7 protein-coding genes are annotated in these 15,163 nt (G+C 66.6%); all 7 read right to left on the reverse strand.

Annotated features, from left to right (window positions below; genetic code table 11):
- Nucleotide 1 precedes the first annotated feature (1 nt).
- The 7 genes from KA261_02275 to KA261_02305 all read right to left on the reverse strand — a co-directional run bounded on the left by KA261_02275 (nt 2) and on the right by KA261_02305 (nt 15,113).
- Nucleotides 2-3,328, reverse strand: coding sequence for a hypothetical protein (locus KA261_02275; GenBank protein ID MBP7696611.1), 3,327 nt, complete (start codon nt 3,326-3,328; stop codon nt 2-4).
- A gap of 25 nt (nt 3,329-3,353) precedes the next feature.
- Nucleotides 3,354-6,116: a PorV/PorQ family protein gene (locus tag KA261_02280; GenBank protein MBP7696612.1), complete on the reverse strand. Its 2,763-nt coding sequence runs from the start codon at nt 6,114-6,116 to the stop codon at nt 3,354-3,356.
- 21 nt (nt 6,117-6,137) lie between these two features.
- The gene (gene porU, locus KA261_02285) at nt 6,138-9,983 is read right to left on the reverse strand and encodes a type IX secretion system sortase PorU (GenBank protein ID MBP7696613.1); all 3,846 of its coding nucleotides are present in this window, start codon (nt 9,981-9,983) and stop codon (nt 6,138-6,140) included.
- A gap of 374 nt (nt 9,984-10,357) precedes the next feature.
- A complete protein-coding gene (locus tag KA261_02290; protein ID MBP7696614.1) occupies nt 10,358-10,954 on the reverse strand; it encodes a hypothetical protein in 597 nt (198 codons plus the stop codon).
- A complete protein-coding gene (locus KA261_02295) occupies nt 10,951-12,360 on the reverse strand; it encodes a tryptophanase (protein MBP7696615.1) in 1,410 nt (469 codons plus the stop codon). The genes KA261_02290 and KA261_02295 overlap by 4 nt, the downstream gene beginning before the upstream one ends.
- 140 nt (nt 12,361-12,500) lie before the next feature.
- The gene (locus KA261_02300) at nt 12,501-13,520 is read right to left on the reverse strand and encodes an asparaginase (GenBank protein MBP7696616.1); all 1,020 of its coding nucleotides are present in this window, start codon (nt 13,518-13,520) and stop codon (nt 12,501-12,503) included.
- Nucleotides 13,521-13,550: 30 nt separating this feature from the next.
- Nucleotides 13,551-15,113, reverse strand: coding sequence for a hypothetical protein (locus KA261_02305; GenBank protein ID MBP7696617.1), 1,563 nt, complete (start codon nt 15,111-15,113; stop codon nt 13,551-13,553).
- Nucleotides 15,114-15,163 lie beyond the last annotated feature (50 nt).

Consider the following 15,163-nt stretch of genomic DNA (forward strand, 5'->3'; position numbering starts at 1 on the left):
CTTACTTCAGCACCGCGATGTCGGTGAACGCCGTCTCCGTCTCCCCGCCGAAATCAACTTCGATCCGGCACCGGTAGACGCCCGGCGTCACCTTCCCGCAGACCCACTCCAGTTCGTTGTCGACTCCGCCCGCCGTCGGCCCCTGCAGCGCCGCCACCTCGGTGCCGGACAGATCATAGATCGTCAGCCCCACCGAGCGCGCCGCGCGTCCGAGAAAATACCGGATCGTCGTCCGCCCTTCCGTCACCGGGTTGGGGTAGTTGTAGAACCGCTTCCCGTCGAATCCCGCCGCGTACTGCCTCGGCTCGCCGAGTTTGGAACCGTCGAGCGCGAATGATCCGGCCGGATCCGCTCCCGCCATCGGCCAGTAATTCCGCACGCTGTCGAGATTGGTGTGCCACAGGTAGAACCAGCCGTCGAGGCCGAGGTACCCGAGCTTCCCGCCGAGCGAGTCGTGCACCACCAGCGGCGACCCGATACAGAATTCGCCGGCCGAAAGCGGGAACCCGGTCGCCGCGCGGTCGCCATAGGCATAAATATTCCCCGGCTCCGTCGGCGCGATCACCTCCGGCCGCCCCCCCCGCTGAATGTCGCCGACCACCGGGGCCGCGATCACCTCCGCCTCCGGGAACCGGTCGTCAAGTTCTTTCGGGAAATCCGCCAGCAGCGTGAGCTGCCGGTCGAACGCGGCCACCTGGTTCACGCCGCCGACCACCAGGTCGGGATAGCCGTCGTCATCCATGTCCGCCGCCGCCGGGTTGGCCCTCACGCTCAGCCCGGTGCGCTTCTGCGCTTTCACCTCCAGCGCCGCCGGCGACACGGTGGTGTCGACCGCGATCAGAATCGCATCCCCCTCCGCGGAAAAGCCCGCCGCCTCCGGCACGCCGTCCCGGTCGACATCCGCCAGCACCGGCCCGAACCGGTAGTGGCCGTCGACCGTGAGCGCATTGCTGGCCCCGGTCGAGTCGATGGCGTGCCAGACCGTGTGCGTCTCATCGCCGCCGACCAGCACGAGCCCGCTCCCCGCCCGGCAGATACCGTGGTACTCGTCCATCGGAAACGACCCCAGCTCGATTGCCGAATCCATCAAAGAAGACCTGCGGTAGACGTGTCCCTCGCTGGTCAGCACCCACAAGACGTCGCCAAAAGCTAACGCCGCCGGGAAACCTCGACCATTCGTCGCGAAACCGGCAGCAGATACAGCTAGGCCATTCTGATCGAAGTCCGTAGCACGATAGATGATTACATTGCCGTTCCTGCCCAATGAATCCGACTCTCTTCGGTACCCTACTGCTATATGGAGCGTGTCATTCAGATTCCCGAAAGCGCCGGCAACCGGCCCGGCCGAAAGGACTTGCCCTGACTGGGCCGTCGCGAACACCGGCACCGGATAGGGCCGCCCCGGATGCACTCTCGCCTTGGCCGAGTCAAAAAACAGCTCGTCCGAGGTGCCGAAAAACTTGTGGAAATATCCCTCCCCGTCCGTCGTGAACGCCACCACCCGCTTGCCCGCCGCCGCGATGATCTCGTCGGTCCCGTCCCCGTTGAGATCCGCCGCGATCGGCGACAACGGCAGCGTCGACTCCCCGACCCGCACCGGGAACCCGGCCACGAGATTCTCCGTCTCCACGTCGAACAGCATGAGCGAATCACGCACGACGATCGATGCCCCGAGGGTGTCGATCTTGCGCGTGATCCCCGTGATCCGGATGTGGGTGTTGTTGCCCGTGTTGTCGATCGTCGGCGGGTTCGTGTTCGGCGTGAACGACCGGTTGCGGTCGTCCCGGTACATGTCGGCCGCCGCGCCCCACCCCGCCCGGTAGTAGCCGCCGAAATTGACGATCCCGTCCCCCTCCACCAGCGAAATGAACCGCCGCGCCGGATCCCACTGGAGCTGGTTGTCGTCGAAATTGTTCACCCCGTCCCCGTCGTAGTCGAGTCCGGCGACGCTCTCGTCGACGTGGTAGATGAGCATGCCCGAGCCTGGCAGGAGGAAGTCGTACTCGCGGGTGAACTCCCCCGCCACCGTGTCCCCCTGGGGCGTAATGATCACCTGGACCGGCCCCTGGAGCACGCCGGTCGCCGTGTCCTGCTTCTGCCCCGTCGGCAGCCCGTCGTACTCGATGATCCGGTTCTCCAGCAGGTAGTATTCCTTTTCGGTGATGGGGATGCGCGCCACCTTGATCCCCTCCTGCACCATCTGCGCCGCCGCCAGCGGGATCCTCGTGCCCTCGCGGAAGTCGTAGACCTGGACATACCCGAGGTAGGCCCGCGACCAGGCGCAGGGGTAGAGCGGCATCGTCCCGTAGACGCCGCCGACCGGCAGCCCGAAATCGACCGTCGTCCCGAACCCGTTGTTGTCCATGAGCGCGAAATCCCCCAGCTGCGACATGAAGGTCGCCGTGCTGTACAGGTCGACCAGCCCGAGCTGGTGCCCGAACTCGTGCGCCAGGACCGCGTTCATCGTCGTCGCCCGGTTGTCCTGGTTGACCGTCTCCGGCATCAGCAGCGCCGTCTTCACCCAGTTCGCCCCCTCGTCCACCGCCAGCGAATCCCCGAACAGGATGAACCCCGTGAACAGGTCGCTGCACGTGTAGGGCACGCCGACCGAGTTCGGCCCGAAATCATTCTGCCGGTCGCTCCCGGCGTGGAACATGAAGATCGCGTCGTAGCGGCCGAAGTCGATCTCCGGCGACACCGTGTCGGCCAGCCGGATCCCGTCGATGAAATACCGCTCGAGGCCGGCGATCACGCTGTCGAAATCGCACTGCCCGTAGTAGCTCATCGGGTGCGGCAGCTCGTAGACCGAGTCCCGCGCCGGCGGGTAGATGTCCCAGGCCAGCGTGATCGCGCTGTCGGACACGACCTCCCAGTAGCGCGCCAGGGCCCGCAGGTGGGCGTCGAAATACGCCGAATCGTGCGGCGGCGGATCGACCAGGTTGCCGGCGTCGCCGAAATAGGTCGGGTTGGCGGCCGAGTCCGCCTCCGGTCCGCGGATCAGCATGCGGCCGCGCCCGCTCGTGTGCGGATCGTCCGTCGCTTCATACTGAAAATTGAATCGGAGCACGAGGCAGCGCACGGTGTCGGCGAAATCGGCCGCCCGCGCCTGCTTCGGCAGCGACCACGGGTGTTCGCGCTCCAGCCCCCGGTCGGCCGCCCGGTTCCGCGGCGGCGTGAGGCAGCGATGGTGCACCCGGTTCTCGCCCGCCGCCGTCTCCCCCGGGTGCTGCACGTTGCGGATTCCCAGCAGGCCGTCGCCGGCGGCCACCGCCGCCGGCACGAGCACCGCCGCTAGCGCCAATCGACCGAGACGTCCTATCTCTCTCACAACCGCCTGACTTTCCCTGGCCCGCTTACGGCACAATCGACAGCGAGAACCGCAGCGTGTTATCCAGAACCGATTCCTTGCTGCTCGGAATATACGAAAAATCCGCCCGCAGCCAATCCAGCGGTTTCAGCCCCGCCCCCAGCGTCACCGCCTTCACCTGCCCTTCCTGGTCGTAGATGTACCCGGCCCGGCCGGCGATGAGGTTGGCGTAGGAGAACTCCACGCCGCCGTTGAATATCGCGCTGGAAATCTCGTCCTTGACCGACGACAGGTCGATCCCCACCAGCATCTTGTTCATCTCCGCCGTCACCAGGAACGTGTAGTAGTCGGTGTGGAGGACCTTGTAGGCGAGCCCGACCGCGAGGTTGCGCGGCAGCGGGTCGGCCTGGGCCGCGTCGATATAGATCACGTCCGGACCGAGGTTGGTGATCGCCAACCCGATATTCAGCCGCGGCGTCCACTGGTACAGAAGACCGAGATCCGCCGCCACCCCCGTCGAGGTCCCCGAACCCTTCTCCTTCTCGGTCCCGACATCCGACAGGTGCGAGTGGATCAGCTTCGCACTCACCCCCACTTTCAGCTTCTGCGACACCGGGAACCCAAACGACCCGGTCACCGCCACGTCGAACGAGCGGAACGACCCGATCACCTGGCCGAGCGAGTTCGTGTTGGTGATCTCCCCGTAGGTCAGGTAGGTCACGTTGAACCCGGCCGTGCCGACATCCCCCACCTGGAAGACGCCGGCGATGAAATCGTAGTACATGTCGCTGGCCAGTTCCGGCAGCCAGTTCACGTGCATGAGCGAGAACTCTTTCCGGCCGTTGGCCTTGATCACGATCTCCCGGTCGCTGGCCAGCCACAGCTCATCCTCCACCGCGTCCATGTAGATCGTGTTCGCTTCCCCCATCCCTTTCTCGTCGATCCGCTGGACCCGCCCGTCCTCCAGTACGCGCAGCCCCTCGGCGGTCGCGAAATAGACGCTCGCGCCGCGCTGCCGCACCAGGTTCACCTTCGCCGCCAGGGCGTTCTGCGGAATCCGGATCGCCGCGCCGGAGTCCACCGTCGATTCGATCCCGTTGACCTCCCGGATCGCCAAGAGATACCGCTCCCGGGCCTCGCCGTTGGTCGCCGCCCGCTGGCCCAGGACATCCTCGACCGTCTGGTTCTGCGGCGCCGTGTACTCGCTCCACCCCGGCATCCGCCACTTCTCGCCGTCGAAATACAGCAACCCGAAGTCGGTCCCGAGGAACAGCTCGTCCTGCCGCGCCGCGATGCTGTTCACGTTTCCTTTGATCTCCACCGCGAAGGGGAGAATGAGCACGTCCCCGGGGGGCAGATTCGCCCAGTCCGGCTCGCCGCCGCTCTCGGCCGCCGGAGCCTCCTCTGCCGTCGCGGCCTCGCCCGCCGCGGCCGTCTCCGCCGCCGGCGCCGCGCTGTCGGCCGCTGCCGTGTCTGCCGCCATCTCGGCCAGTTTAGTGATATCGAGCGGCTCCCCCTGGGCCGGCGCCGCGGCCGCCGCCGCGGCCGGCGCCTGCGGGCCCCGCGGGTTCAGCTCCTTGATCAGATCGACGAGCGACTGGCGCTCCGAGGCCGTCCCGTAGAGCGCAAAGCGCTCCGCAATCTTCTCCAGCGTGTCGCCAACCGCAATCGTGTAGGCCCGGCCCCGGCTCCACGAGGCGCCGTCATACCGGTACAGCTTGCCGTCGATCACCGCCCACACGCGCGACGTGCCGTCGGCCCCGATCGCCGAGACGTAGCCCGCCGGGAGAGTGCCGGTCGTGTCGACGGCCGCGATATCGCGCCCCGTGAACATCACCAGCCCCTCCGCCGTCCCCACGAAGAACTGCGCGCCGCTCGCGTGCAGCGACCGGATTTCATCTGAGGGCAGCCCGTCCTTTTCCGTGAACGTCCGCCAGCTCTTTCCGTCGTAGGTGAACAGTCCTTCCGAGGTTCCCACGACGAGGAGCTTCTCCTTGGCCGCAATCGCGGTCGGCTCGCCGTCGAACACCACCGTGTAGGGAATCGTGACCTCTTCCGGGATAAAGCGCATGCGGGCGCGTTCGATGGCGACGCTCAGCTTGTCCGCCTCGCCGCTCGAGAGCGCGCCGTCATCCAGCCCGTCGCGGAGCGCCTTGCGCGCCTCCTGGACGTTCGGCCAGCGCAGCCGTACCTCGTCGTAGGCCGTCATCACCGAGTCGAGCCGCTGGGTCAGGAACTCGGTGTCGCGGTACCCTTCGGGGAGCGCGGCCAGGATGCTGTCCCGCAGCAGGGCCAGTTCCTCGCGCGACATCTCGGCGTTGGCCCGCGCGACCCGCGCCACCATCTGGTTGAGCAGGTCCTCGTCCTGCACCTTGAAGTAGCTGGCCACGATGCCGCGCACGGTCTGGTCGGTCCGGGTGCTGAACTCTTCGCCCGTGTGCCAGGCCCGGTTGTCGAACCGCACCAGCCCTTTCGGGCCCGAAATCGCCCAGATCTCGTAGGCCGTATAGTCCGAGCCGCCGCCCTGCTTGACCGCCGCGATCGCCTTCAGCGGCAGCAGGTCCGCGGGCACGCGGGCCACCGTCCAGCCGTCCGCCAGCGGATACGCCCCGAGGCCGGCCGGGTTCCAGTGCGTCGTCGTCGCGTCGTCTGCAACCGCCACGAACGCCTCGCCCATGCCCGCCGCCCGCGCTCCGGGCGCGATGCGCAGAAACAGCACGGCGGCGTTCGAAATCTCCGCCCTGCTGTCGGATGCACCGAGCACCGCCGCCGCCACCAGACCGAAAAGGACTCCAAGTTTCCTGACCATCGCTCTTTGCTCCTGTCTCTATTAATTCACCACTACTACTTTGCCGAACGTCTCCACCGCCGCCCCGCCCCGCGGGTAGGCCGTGGCCTTGTATACGTACACGCCGGTGGCCACCCGGTCCCCGGCAAAATCGGTCCCATACCATTCTATATCGTCATAGTAGCCCGGATCTGTCGGGAACTCCTCATGCACCCAAATCCGCCGCCCCGCCAGGGTGAAAATCTCCAGGCAGACCCGCTCCACGGCCGTCGTCAACCGGTAGTAAAACCGGGTCCGCTCCCGCATCGGGTTGGGGTAGTTGAGCAGGTCGACCAGCGCCGGCCCCCCGGCCGCCGCCACCGTCGCCGTGAACGCCGCCGTCGCCGAATTGTTGGCGTTGTCCCACGCCTTGATCTTGAACGTGTGCCGCCCCGGCGACAGCCCCGCCAGCGGGTACTCCAACTGCCCCCGCGTATAATCGTCCTGGTCGCAGGCAAACCGGTCCGTCAGGTCCGCCATCGTCTCCGACCGGTCGTCCAGCACCAGCGTAATGCCGTGCCCCAAACCGCCGGTGAGGTTGATCCCCGAGGAATCCGCCAGCGTCACCCGGAGAACGTCGTCCGTGGCCACCGTCCCGCCGTCGCTGAAACCAACCGAGTGGACAAACCCGTAGGCGATCTCCGGCCCGGTCTCGTCGCGGTGCGTCGTGTCCACCGCCGCCGCAATCGAGAGCGAGTCGATCACCCCGACCCCGTCCGTCCCCGCCAGCTCGGCGTAGGTCATGATCTGCGCCCCCGTTCCGCCGTAGCCGACATCGAGCGGCGTGACGAAGGCGAATTCGAATTCGCCGCTGCGGATCGTCGCCGTGCCCCGGTAGATCGCGGGGCCGGTCAGGCGGTAGGACACCACGTTCCCGCTCGCCAGCCGGTACTGCCGCTCGCGCTCCGAATCGTAGGCTTCGATGACGAGCCGGCCGTCGGCCGCCACCGGCCGTCCCTCCCGATCCAGCACCCGCCCGGCGATCGTCGACCGCCCCAGGGCCACGAGACTGTCGGGCGGATTGTCAAACGCGATCCGCAGCCTCGGCAGACCGAGCCGCACGAGGGGATCGCCGAAATACTCGTAACACCGGTCGTTGAGAATCTCGTAGGGTACGCTCCCCCCGTTGTACTGCCGCTCGAGTTTTCCCATGTACAGCGCCTCGGCGATCGTGAGACTGTCCGTAGTCAGGAGAAGGTCGAACACTTTCTGATTCAGGTCGGCGTTCTGCGTCGACCATACTTCGCGCATCGCCGAAATCACCGCGATGCCCCCGCCGTTCGGGTAGACGACCAGTTCCTCCGCCATCGCCTCGCGCGCCGGATCATCGAATGCCCCGATCGCGCACGAGGCCGCGAAAAACAGCGGCAGCCGGTCGGAGTTGCTCAGCCGGGGGATGTCGCGGTCCCGCCAGAACACGTGTTCGTGCGCCCACACGTCCGGGTTCCCGTGGCCGATGTAATCCACGACCACCGCCCCCTCGTTGATCTGGCGCACAATCGCGTCGTTGGCCCCCGGCTTCTCCCGCCCGACCCGCGGAAAATCGTACAGATAGATCTTCTTCTGGTGGAGCGTCCGGGGCACGTGCCCCGCGAGCAGTTCCTCCGCCTGCTCCACGTGGAACGTCTCGCTCGTCTGATTGTCGGCGACCTCATCGTCGGCCACCACCGTAATCACCGACCGCCACAGGCCGAGCGCCGCGCTGGTCTCGTAGCGGCGGCTCTTCTCCACGATCGTCGCGATCTCCCCCGCCGTCTGCACCGGCCAGCGCGCCACCATCATGTCCAGCCCGCGGTCCCCGACCAAAATGTAGCTCGTATCCGAATCGAGTATGCCGTACCGTCCGAAATAGACGTAGTTGTCGTCCGCCGCCGACCGGTCGTCCGGCCGGATATACGGCGGCACCACGTTCGGCACTCCCGTTCCCAGGGCATTGGTGTAGTCGAAACTGCCGTCCCCCGCCAGCAGCACCGTGTGCGGCGGCGGCGACGGATAGTTCTCGTAGGCGTACTTCAGGTAGTCCCGGATCGCGGTCGGATCGTACATCCCGAAGCTGAAATTCTCCATGATGTCCTCGACCGCGACCACCCGGCTTGAGATCCCCCGGCCGGCCGCCCGCTCCACGTACTCGGCCAGGGCCGGGACCAGTTGTCTCGAGGTCACGATGATCATGTCGGTCTGCTCGCCGATCGCGTACAGGTCGGCCGGGGTGCTCCGCTCGATTCCCAGGGGGCCGAAGGCGCCGGCCGTTTCGGCCAGGTAGAATCGGTTCGGTCCCTCGCCGGCCAGCGCCGCGGTGAAGGCAATCGTGCCCGCCGCGCGCGTGTACCCGGCCAGCCGCACCGGCCGGCCCGGGTCGTCCAGCCGGAGAACCGCCAGGTCCCCGCTGAAATTATCGACCGCCTCCAGCCGCGCCGTCCCTTCGAACCCGCCGAGCGGCACGTCGAGCACCCCGCCCAGCGGCGCGAGGAAACTCTGGTAGGTCAGCTCCACGTAGTCCAGGTAGGGGAGCACGCCGTCCGCCCCCCACATGGTGAGATTCACCGTGTTGAGCCCATCGGTGAGATTGTCCACCCGGAAACTGCAGTGGAACTGGTTCTGGTAATTCGGGGCCGCGGCCGCGCCGTTGACCCGCGCCGTCACGTAGCCGATCTCCGGGGAGACGTCGGGATCGCGCGTCGAGGCCCGGCAGTACAGTTGCGCCGAGGTTCCGGGCGCCGGCCCGACGCTCGGCGCCGACAGTTGCACCGTCGGCCCGGTCGTCCAGTACCAGATGTAGTAATCGTCGATCGCCCCGCCGGCGTCCTCCTTCAGCAGGTTGTCCTGCTCCAGATGCATTACCCGGGTGAAAGTCGTGATCGTGGTGTCCGCGGGCGCCGAGGGATCGACCGTCTCCGTGGCCATCCGCACCCCCTGCCCCTCCCGGACCGTCAGCCAGTACACATTCTTCGTCTCGTAGGGATTGTTTTCCCAGAACGGCGCGGTGGCCGGCGCGTAGACCCAGCGGTCCCCGGCGTCGGCGAAAAAGAGGATCGCGTCGGCCGCATCGAACCGCCCGTCCCCGCCGTCGTCGACCGTGATCGCCGCCTGGCGGAACTCCGGCCGGGGCGTCGCGTTGTTCAGCGGCAGCCGCCGTCCCCCGGCGTTGAACAAACAGAGCGCGTCGGAGGCCAGCCCGCTCAGTTCCAGCCCCGCCTGCTGCAACTGGCTCCCCGTCACCCGGCACAGCCCGGTGCGGTTCACCGTGATTTTGTACCACGTCTCCCCCGCGGCAAACGGTCCCGGAGCGGCCGCCTTCGTCTTCAGCGCCTCGGGCGCCGGCCAGGTGCGGAACTCCCGGTAATTGACCACCCGCTCCCCGAACACCCGGTCGAACCACGGATCCCGGGGCGCCGCCCCCTCCATCAGCCCGCCCCGGAAAGTGAGGCGCACATCGATCGAATCGGCACATCCCCCGTCGGGCCCGGCCGGGTTCACCCGCACCGTCACCATCTGCCGCCCGCGTACCGTGAACGGTTCCGACACCTCAACCAGCGGCCGCGCCTGCCTCGACATCTTCCGCCCGTCCGTAAGGCGCACCGGGCGAACTGACCGGCTGTGCGCGTCCGCGGATGCCAACTCCACCTCCGCCCCGAACGGTACCCCAACCATCAACAGCCGGTAGTACCCGGGCAGGGAATCCGCCTCCACGGCCGACTCCAGCCGTTCCGGATCGACCGTCACCACCGCATGGAGCCCGGTCCGGTCCGAATAGACCAGATTGACGCCGTCGGCCGAGGCCGCGACGGGCAGACTCAAAATGAGGGCAAACGTGCTCAGGAGGAGCAATCTATACAGCCGAATGTCCATAGCCAACCGGGCGTACACCCGGCCCTGGAACCGAAGCACTTCGAACTACGGTCTGCGGGCCTTAACGCAATTGCACCGATCCAAATTGAGTTAACTTAAACCTTCAGTAACCGTAGGTCGATAGTCGCTCCTCCACAGCTGTATAAATCGTTTAAGGATAGAAAGTTCCCTAATACATGTCAAGCGCTATCGGCGCTCTTTCTGCGCTTTGCTTACGCAAGACCTCGGCCAATAAAGATCCTCATCACCATATCCTGCACTAAGTGCTTAAGGCCAAACACGATAACCCGCCCCTGGTCCCGGCCGCCGTCGCGCCCGGCGTGCCGGAAACCGTGAAATCTCCTGCACATTTGCTGCTCCCGGCATCCACTCTCTCACGGCTGCCGGCTCAGTTCGCGCGCCAGTTCCTCGCTCAGTTTCCGCGTCGCGGCTTCCATCCGGTCGATCTCCGCGACATATGTCTCGGCGTCCGCCTGCGGCAGAAACACCGCGCTGTACACATCGTAGTAGTGCCGCACGAACTCCTCGAACAACCCGATCAGCCCGCTGTCGAACCGGCTGGAGTCCCGCACCCACTCCCAGCCGTATTCGAGGTTGTCCTCCCAGGCCTGAAGGATGGGGCGGTCCTTGGCGATCGAGTTGTCGATCACCCGGCGGAATTCCTCCGCCGGGATCACCTGCCCGCGCCCCCGGTTGCCGTCGCGCCACTCGCCGGCGAACTGCCGCCCCACGAGAATGAGCCGCGCCGATGTCGAATCGAGGTGGGTCTTGAGCAGATCGGCCCGGCGCAGCCGGTCCGCCTGATCGAACGTCTGGGCCCAGGTCCGCCGCAGCGCGCTCGCCTGCGACTCGCTGCGCGCCGTCTCTTCCTCCGGCGTGGCCCCGGTCTCAATCCGGACCGCGCCACAACCCGCCGCCGTCACCGCCAGCACTGTGAGTATCGCCGCCAGGAGGCCCTGCCGTCTGCTCATTCGCGCCGGCTCCGCGCCTCCTCCGGCGTCAGCGGGGCCAGATCGCAGGTGAAGTGGCGCAGGAATCGCGGCTGCCGGACAACCTTCATCCCCACCAGTTGGTCTTTCCGTCCCGCGATCCGCGCCGCCACGTCGGCAATGTACTCATACTGCGTATTCGTGTACACCCGCCGCGGCATCGCCAGCCGCACCAGTTCTTTCGGCGCCATTGTCACTTTCCCCGTCTCCGGGTCGACATCGCTGAACATCAGCGACCCGATCTCCACCACCCGCACCCCCCCTTCCCGGTAGAACTCGACTGCCAGCGTCTGCCCGGGGAACTGCCCCGCGGGAATGTGCGGCAGGAACGCCCCCGCATCGACAAACACCGCGTGCCCGCCGGCCGGCTCGACAATCGGCATCCCCGCCTCTTTCAGCAGCTCCCCGAAATACTCCGCCTGCCCCACCCGGTAGTCCAGGTAGTCGAAATCCATGACTTCCTCCAGCCCGACCGCCAGCACGTCCAGGTCGCGGCCCGCCAGCCCCCCGTAGGTCGGGAATCCCTCGACGATGATCATCAGCTCGGTGATCCGCCGGTAGAGGTCTTCATCGTCCAGCGTGATGAATCCGCCGATATTCGCCAGCGCGTCCTTCTTGGCCGACATGAGCGCCCCGTCAACGTAGCTGAACATCTCCGCGACAATCTCCCGGATCGGCTTCTGCGCGTACCCCGGTTCGCGCCGCTTGATGAAATAGGCATTTTCGGCGAACCGCGCGCAGTCGAAATACAGCGGAATCCGGTGCTCCCGGCACACCTGGGCCGCCGCCCGGATGTTCGCCATCGACACCGGCTGTCCCCCCACCGAGTTGTTCGTCACCGTCAGCATCACCATCGTGATCCGGTCCCGCCCCCGCTCGCGGATAAACTGCTCCAGGCGCGGCACGTCCATGTTCCCCTTGAACGGCGCGGCCTCGTCGAGCGATGCCTCCCGGCAGGGCAGATCGATCGGGATCCCCCCCTTGTGGAGCGTGTTCGCCCGGGTCGTGTCGAAATGCGTGTTGTTGATGATGTACTTGCCCCGCTCCGCGACCGTGGAGAACATCAGGTTCTCCGCGGCCCGCCCCTGGTGGCAGGGGATAACAAACCGCTTGCCGAAAATCTCCCGCACCGCCCGCTCGAACCGGCGGAACGAGGTCGCCCCCGCGTACGACTCGTCGCCCATCATGAGCGCCGCCCACTGGCGGTTCGACATCGCCGCCGTCCCCGAATCGGTCAGGAGGTCGATGTAGATGTCGGCCGCGTCGATCTTGAAAACGTTGTAGTGGGCCTCGACGACTCTGCGCTCGCGCTCCGGCCGGCTCAGCAGCCGCACCGGCTCCACCGACTTGATGCGGAACGGCTCGACCGGCGGATGGTCCTTGGCCATGGCCTTCTCCTTTGTTCTGGGTGAAAACTGCCGTGAACGATCCGGTGACATGGTCGCCGTTAGGTCGCCCGCTTGACCCACCGCTGGTGGTAGTCCCGTCCCAGGTGGGGAACCCGATAGCCGAATCCGCGCATACGTGCCTACGCTCGCTTCAAAACGACCTCCGCGGCAATCCGCCCGGTGACAATCCCGCGCGCGTTGCGCACCGCGGGGTTCTCGTGCGGCCCTAAGAGCGGAAACCGCGTGATATCGTCAATTAACCCCAACTGCCGGAAAATCGCAACACAAATGGCGCCCATCGCCCGCCAGCTCCCGTCGGCAATCTTGATCGCAATCCCCAGCGGCGGGTCGACCAGGCCGATCCCCTCGATTCCCTCCGCCCCGATCTTGCACACCATCCGCCCCGGAAACGAGCGCGCCAGGTCGAGGTCGATCCGCCCCTCCCCCGACACCATCTCGGGGTGGGCCAGCATGGCGTCCCGCACCCGCCGCAGCGCCCCCCGCAGCCCCTCCTCCGCCGCCTCCGTCGCCGCCAGCTTCTTGAATCCCAGCGCCAGGTTGTACAGCGGCAGCGGGTAGTTCGGCGCGCTGCACCCGTCGATCCCGGCCGGCATCTGCGCCTCGGGATACTCGCACACCTCGGCGAGCGCCCGGCGCACCAGCGCCTGTCCCTTCGCCGCCGGGTCGAGGTAGCGCTCCGGAGGATCGCCCAGAAATTTCGCCAGCGCGAGAAAGCCGGAGTGCTTCCCCGAACAATTGTGGCGCAGCGGGTCGCGCTCCTCCCCGTGCGCCGGGAACACCCGCGCCTGTTCCATCCCGATCGGCCAGTGCGCGCCACACTGCAGATCGGCCGCCGTGAACCCCGCCCGCTCCAGGTTGCCCTTCACCGCTTCCCGGTGCGCGTCGCTCCCGTTGTGGGACCCGCACATGATCGCCAGCTGGCGCGGCTCAAACCCGTAGTGGTCGGCCGCCCCGGTCCTCAGCAGCGCGAGCGTCTGGAACGGCTTGATCGCTGACCTCGTCATACTCTTGACATAGGGATCCCCCGCGTACCAGACCAGCTCCCCCGCGGCGTCCACGACCGCCGCCGACCCGTAGTGGACCGCCTCTACCGCCGACCCGCGGTACACGCGGGCCAGCACCGCCGTTTCCGGTATCATCGCCGCCTCACTTTGGCCTCGTCCCCGCCGCTACTTGCCGGCCTTTCTCACCACGTCGAGCAGCGTTCCGTCCCGCCACTCGATAATGTGGACGACTTCCCCGGTCGCCGGCGGCGTCGGCGGGATCGTGCCGAACTCGCGCGCTTTCTTTTCCGAGAGGGCGCGAAGTTCCTCGATCGAGACGAGCTTCACTCCGTGCCGTTTTCCCTCGGCGAGAATGGCCTCTTTGCAGCGGCTTGAGCCGGCCGGGTTGACGGCCGCGTACTCCTCCGTCACCACCACGTCGACCACCTCGCCGGGCGTGGTCCTGGTGTAGACGCGGTCGACCACTTTCGGGAACCCCTTGCCGTCCTTGCCGGTTGCCAGCGGCATGAAGATGATCGTGAGAGCCGCCCCGGCCGCGACATCCTGTCCGCCGCCGATCCCGCCGATAATCCGCCCCCCCGCGCAGACGGTGTTGAGGTTGAACTCCAGGTCCACTTCCAGCGCCGACAGCACCGCGAGGTCGAGCAGGTTGACCGCCGCCTCCTTGTTGGCCACCGAGGCGTAGTAGGCGGTCGTGATCTCGTGGTGCCGCGGGTGGGTGAGCATCGAGGCGAACATCCGCGGGCTCGGCTCGAACAACTGCCCGTGCATCAATTGGTAGAGCGTCCCCTCCTCCAGCATGTCCACGTGGAGCGAGGTCACCCCGCCGATCGAGAAATTCGCCCGCACTTTCATTTCCTTGAGCATGGCGCGGATATTCTCCAGCACCAGCAGCCCCGCCCCCGACCCGACCTGGAAGCTGAAATCATCTTTCACCACGCCGGCGGCCCGGATCACCCGCGTGATATTCTCCCCCACCTGGGCGTTGAACGGGTTCGTGCGCGCCTTGTTCATGTCGAGCGTCCCCGAGCCGATCCCCTCGTTGAGCCCCGGATCGTCCACCGGCACCACGAAATCCACCTGCTCCATCGAAACCGGCGCCGGCAGCACGGCCGTCTCCGACACCGTCCCCGCCAGGAGACAGACATACTCGGCGTACTCGGCGTCGGCGTCGAACAACCCCACCGGCCCGCACAGATGCTCGGGTTTCCCCATAAGCCCGTTGGCGTTCCCCCAGCGGTCGGCGATCGGCACCGGACCGAAAGCCGCCCGCACCGTCACCTCCCCGGTCTGCAGCTTCCGCACCCGGTCGCCGTGCGAAAACCCGACCCCCACCCAGGGCAGCAGCTCCCCGGCCGTCACATATTGCCCGAATTTCCGGTAAACGTTCCCGTAGATCCCCCCGATCACGCCCGCCCGCACCGCCTCGATCAGCCACGGGTCGACATGATCGAAAAACGCGTTCCCATAGATCCGGATATCCCGCTTCCCGTGCCGCCGCAGCGCCTCGACCACCAACCGAAGACCCTTGTCGCCGGTCCGGTAGTAGTGGGGATAGGAGATCGTGTCGCCGTCCCGAATCACCTCCATCACCGCATCCAGCGTCGTGACCTTGTCGCGCCGGTGCGGGATCGTCCTGACATGGCGCCGTCCGGTGAACCGCTCGTCGTATGTCCGCTGGGGAAACGCCCCTTCAAAGGGCTGGTATTCTCTGCCGTTGAACTTCATGATTCTCTCCTCAGGTCGAACCTCATTGCACGTTGCTGCAAGGGTAACGC

This window comes from Candidatus Zixiibacteriota bacterium (genome assembly GCA_017999435.1).
Classification (GTDB): Bacteria; Zixibacteria; MSB-5A5; order GN15; family FEB-12; genus JAGNLV01.

Excerpts from the sequence above, each read along its gene's own strand:
- KA261_02280 (MBP7696612.1), bottom strand. The coding sequence starts at position 6,116 with ATGGTCAGGAAACTTGGAGTCCTTTTCGGTCTGGTGGCGGCGGCGGTG.
- KA261_02295 (MBP7696615.1), bottom strand. The coding sequence starts at position 12,360 with ATGGCCAAGGACCATCCGCCGGTCGAGCCGTTCCGCATCAAGTCGGTG.
- porU (MBP7696613.1), bottom strand. The coding sequence starts at position 9,983 with ATGGACATTCGGCTGTATAGATTGCTCCTCCTGAGCACGTTTGCCCTC.
- KA261_02305 (MBP7696617.1), bottom strand. The coding sequence starts at position 15,113 with ATGAAGTTCAACGGCAGAGAATACCAGCCCTTTGAAGGGGCGTTTCCC.
- KA261_02290 (MBP7696614.1), bottom strand. The coding sequence starts at position 10,954 with ATGAGCAGACGGCAGGGCCTCCTGGCGGCGATACTCACAGTGCTGGCG.
- KA261_02300 (MBP7696616.1), bottom strand. The coding sequence starts at position 13,520 with ATGATACCGGAAACGGCGGTGCTGGCCCGCGTGTACCGCGGGTCGGCG.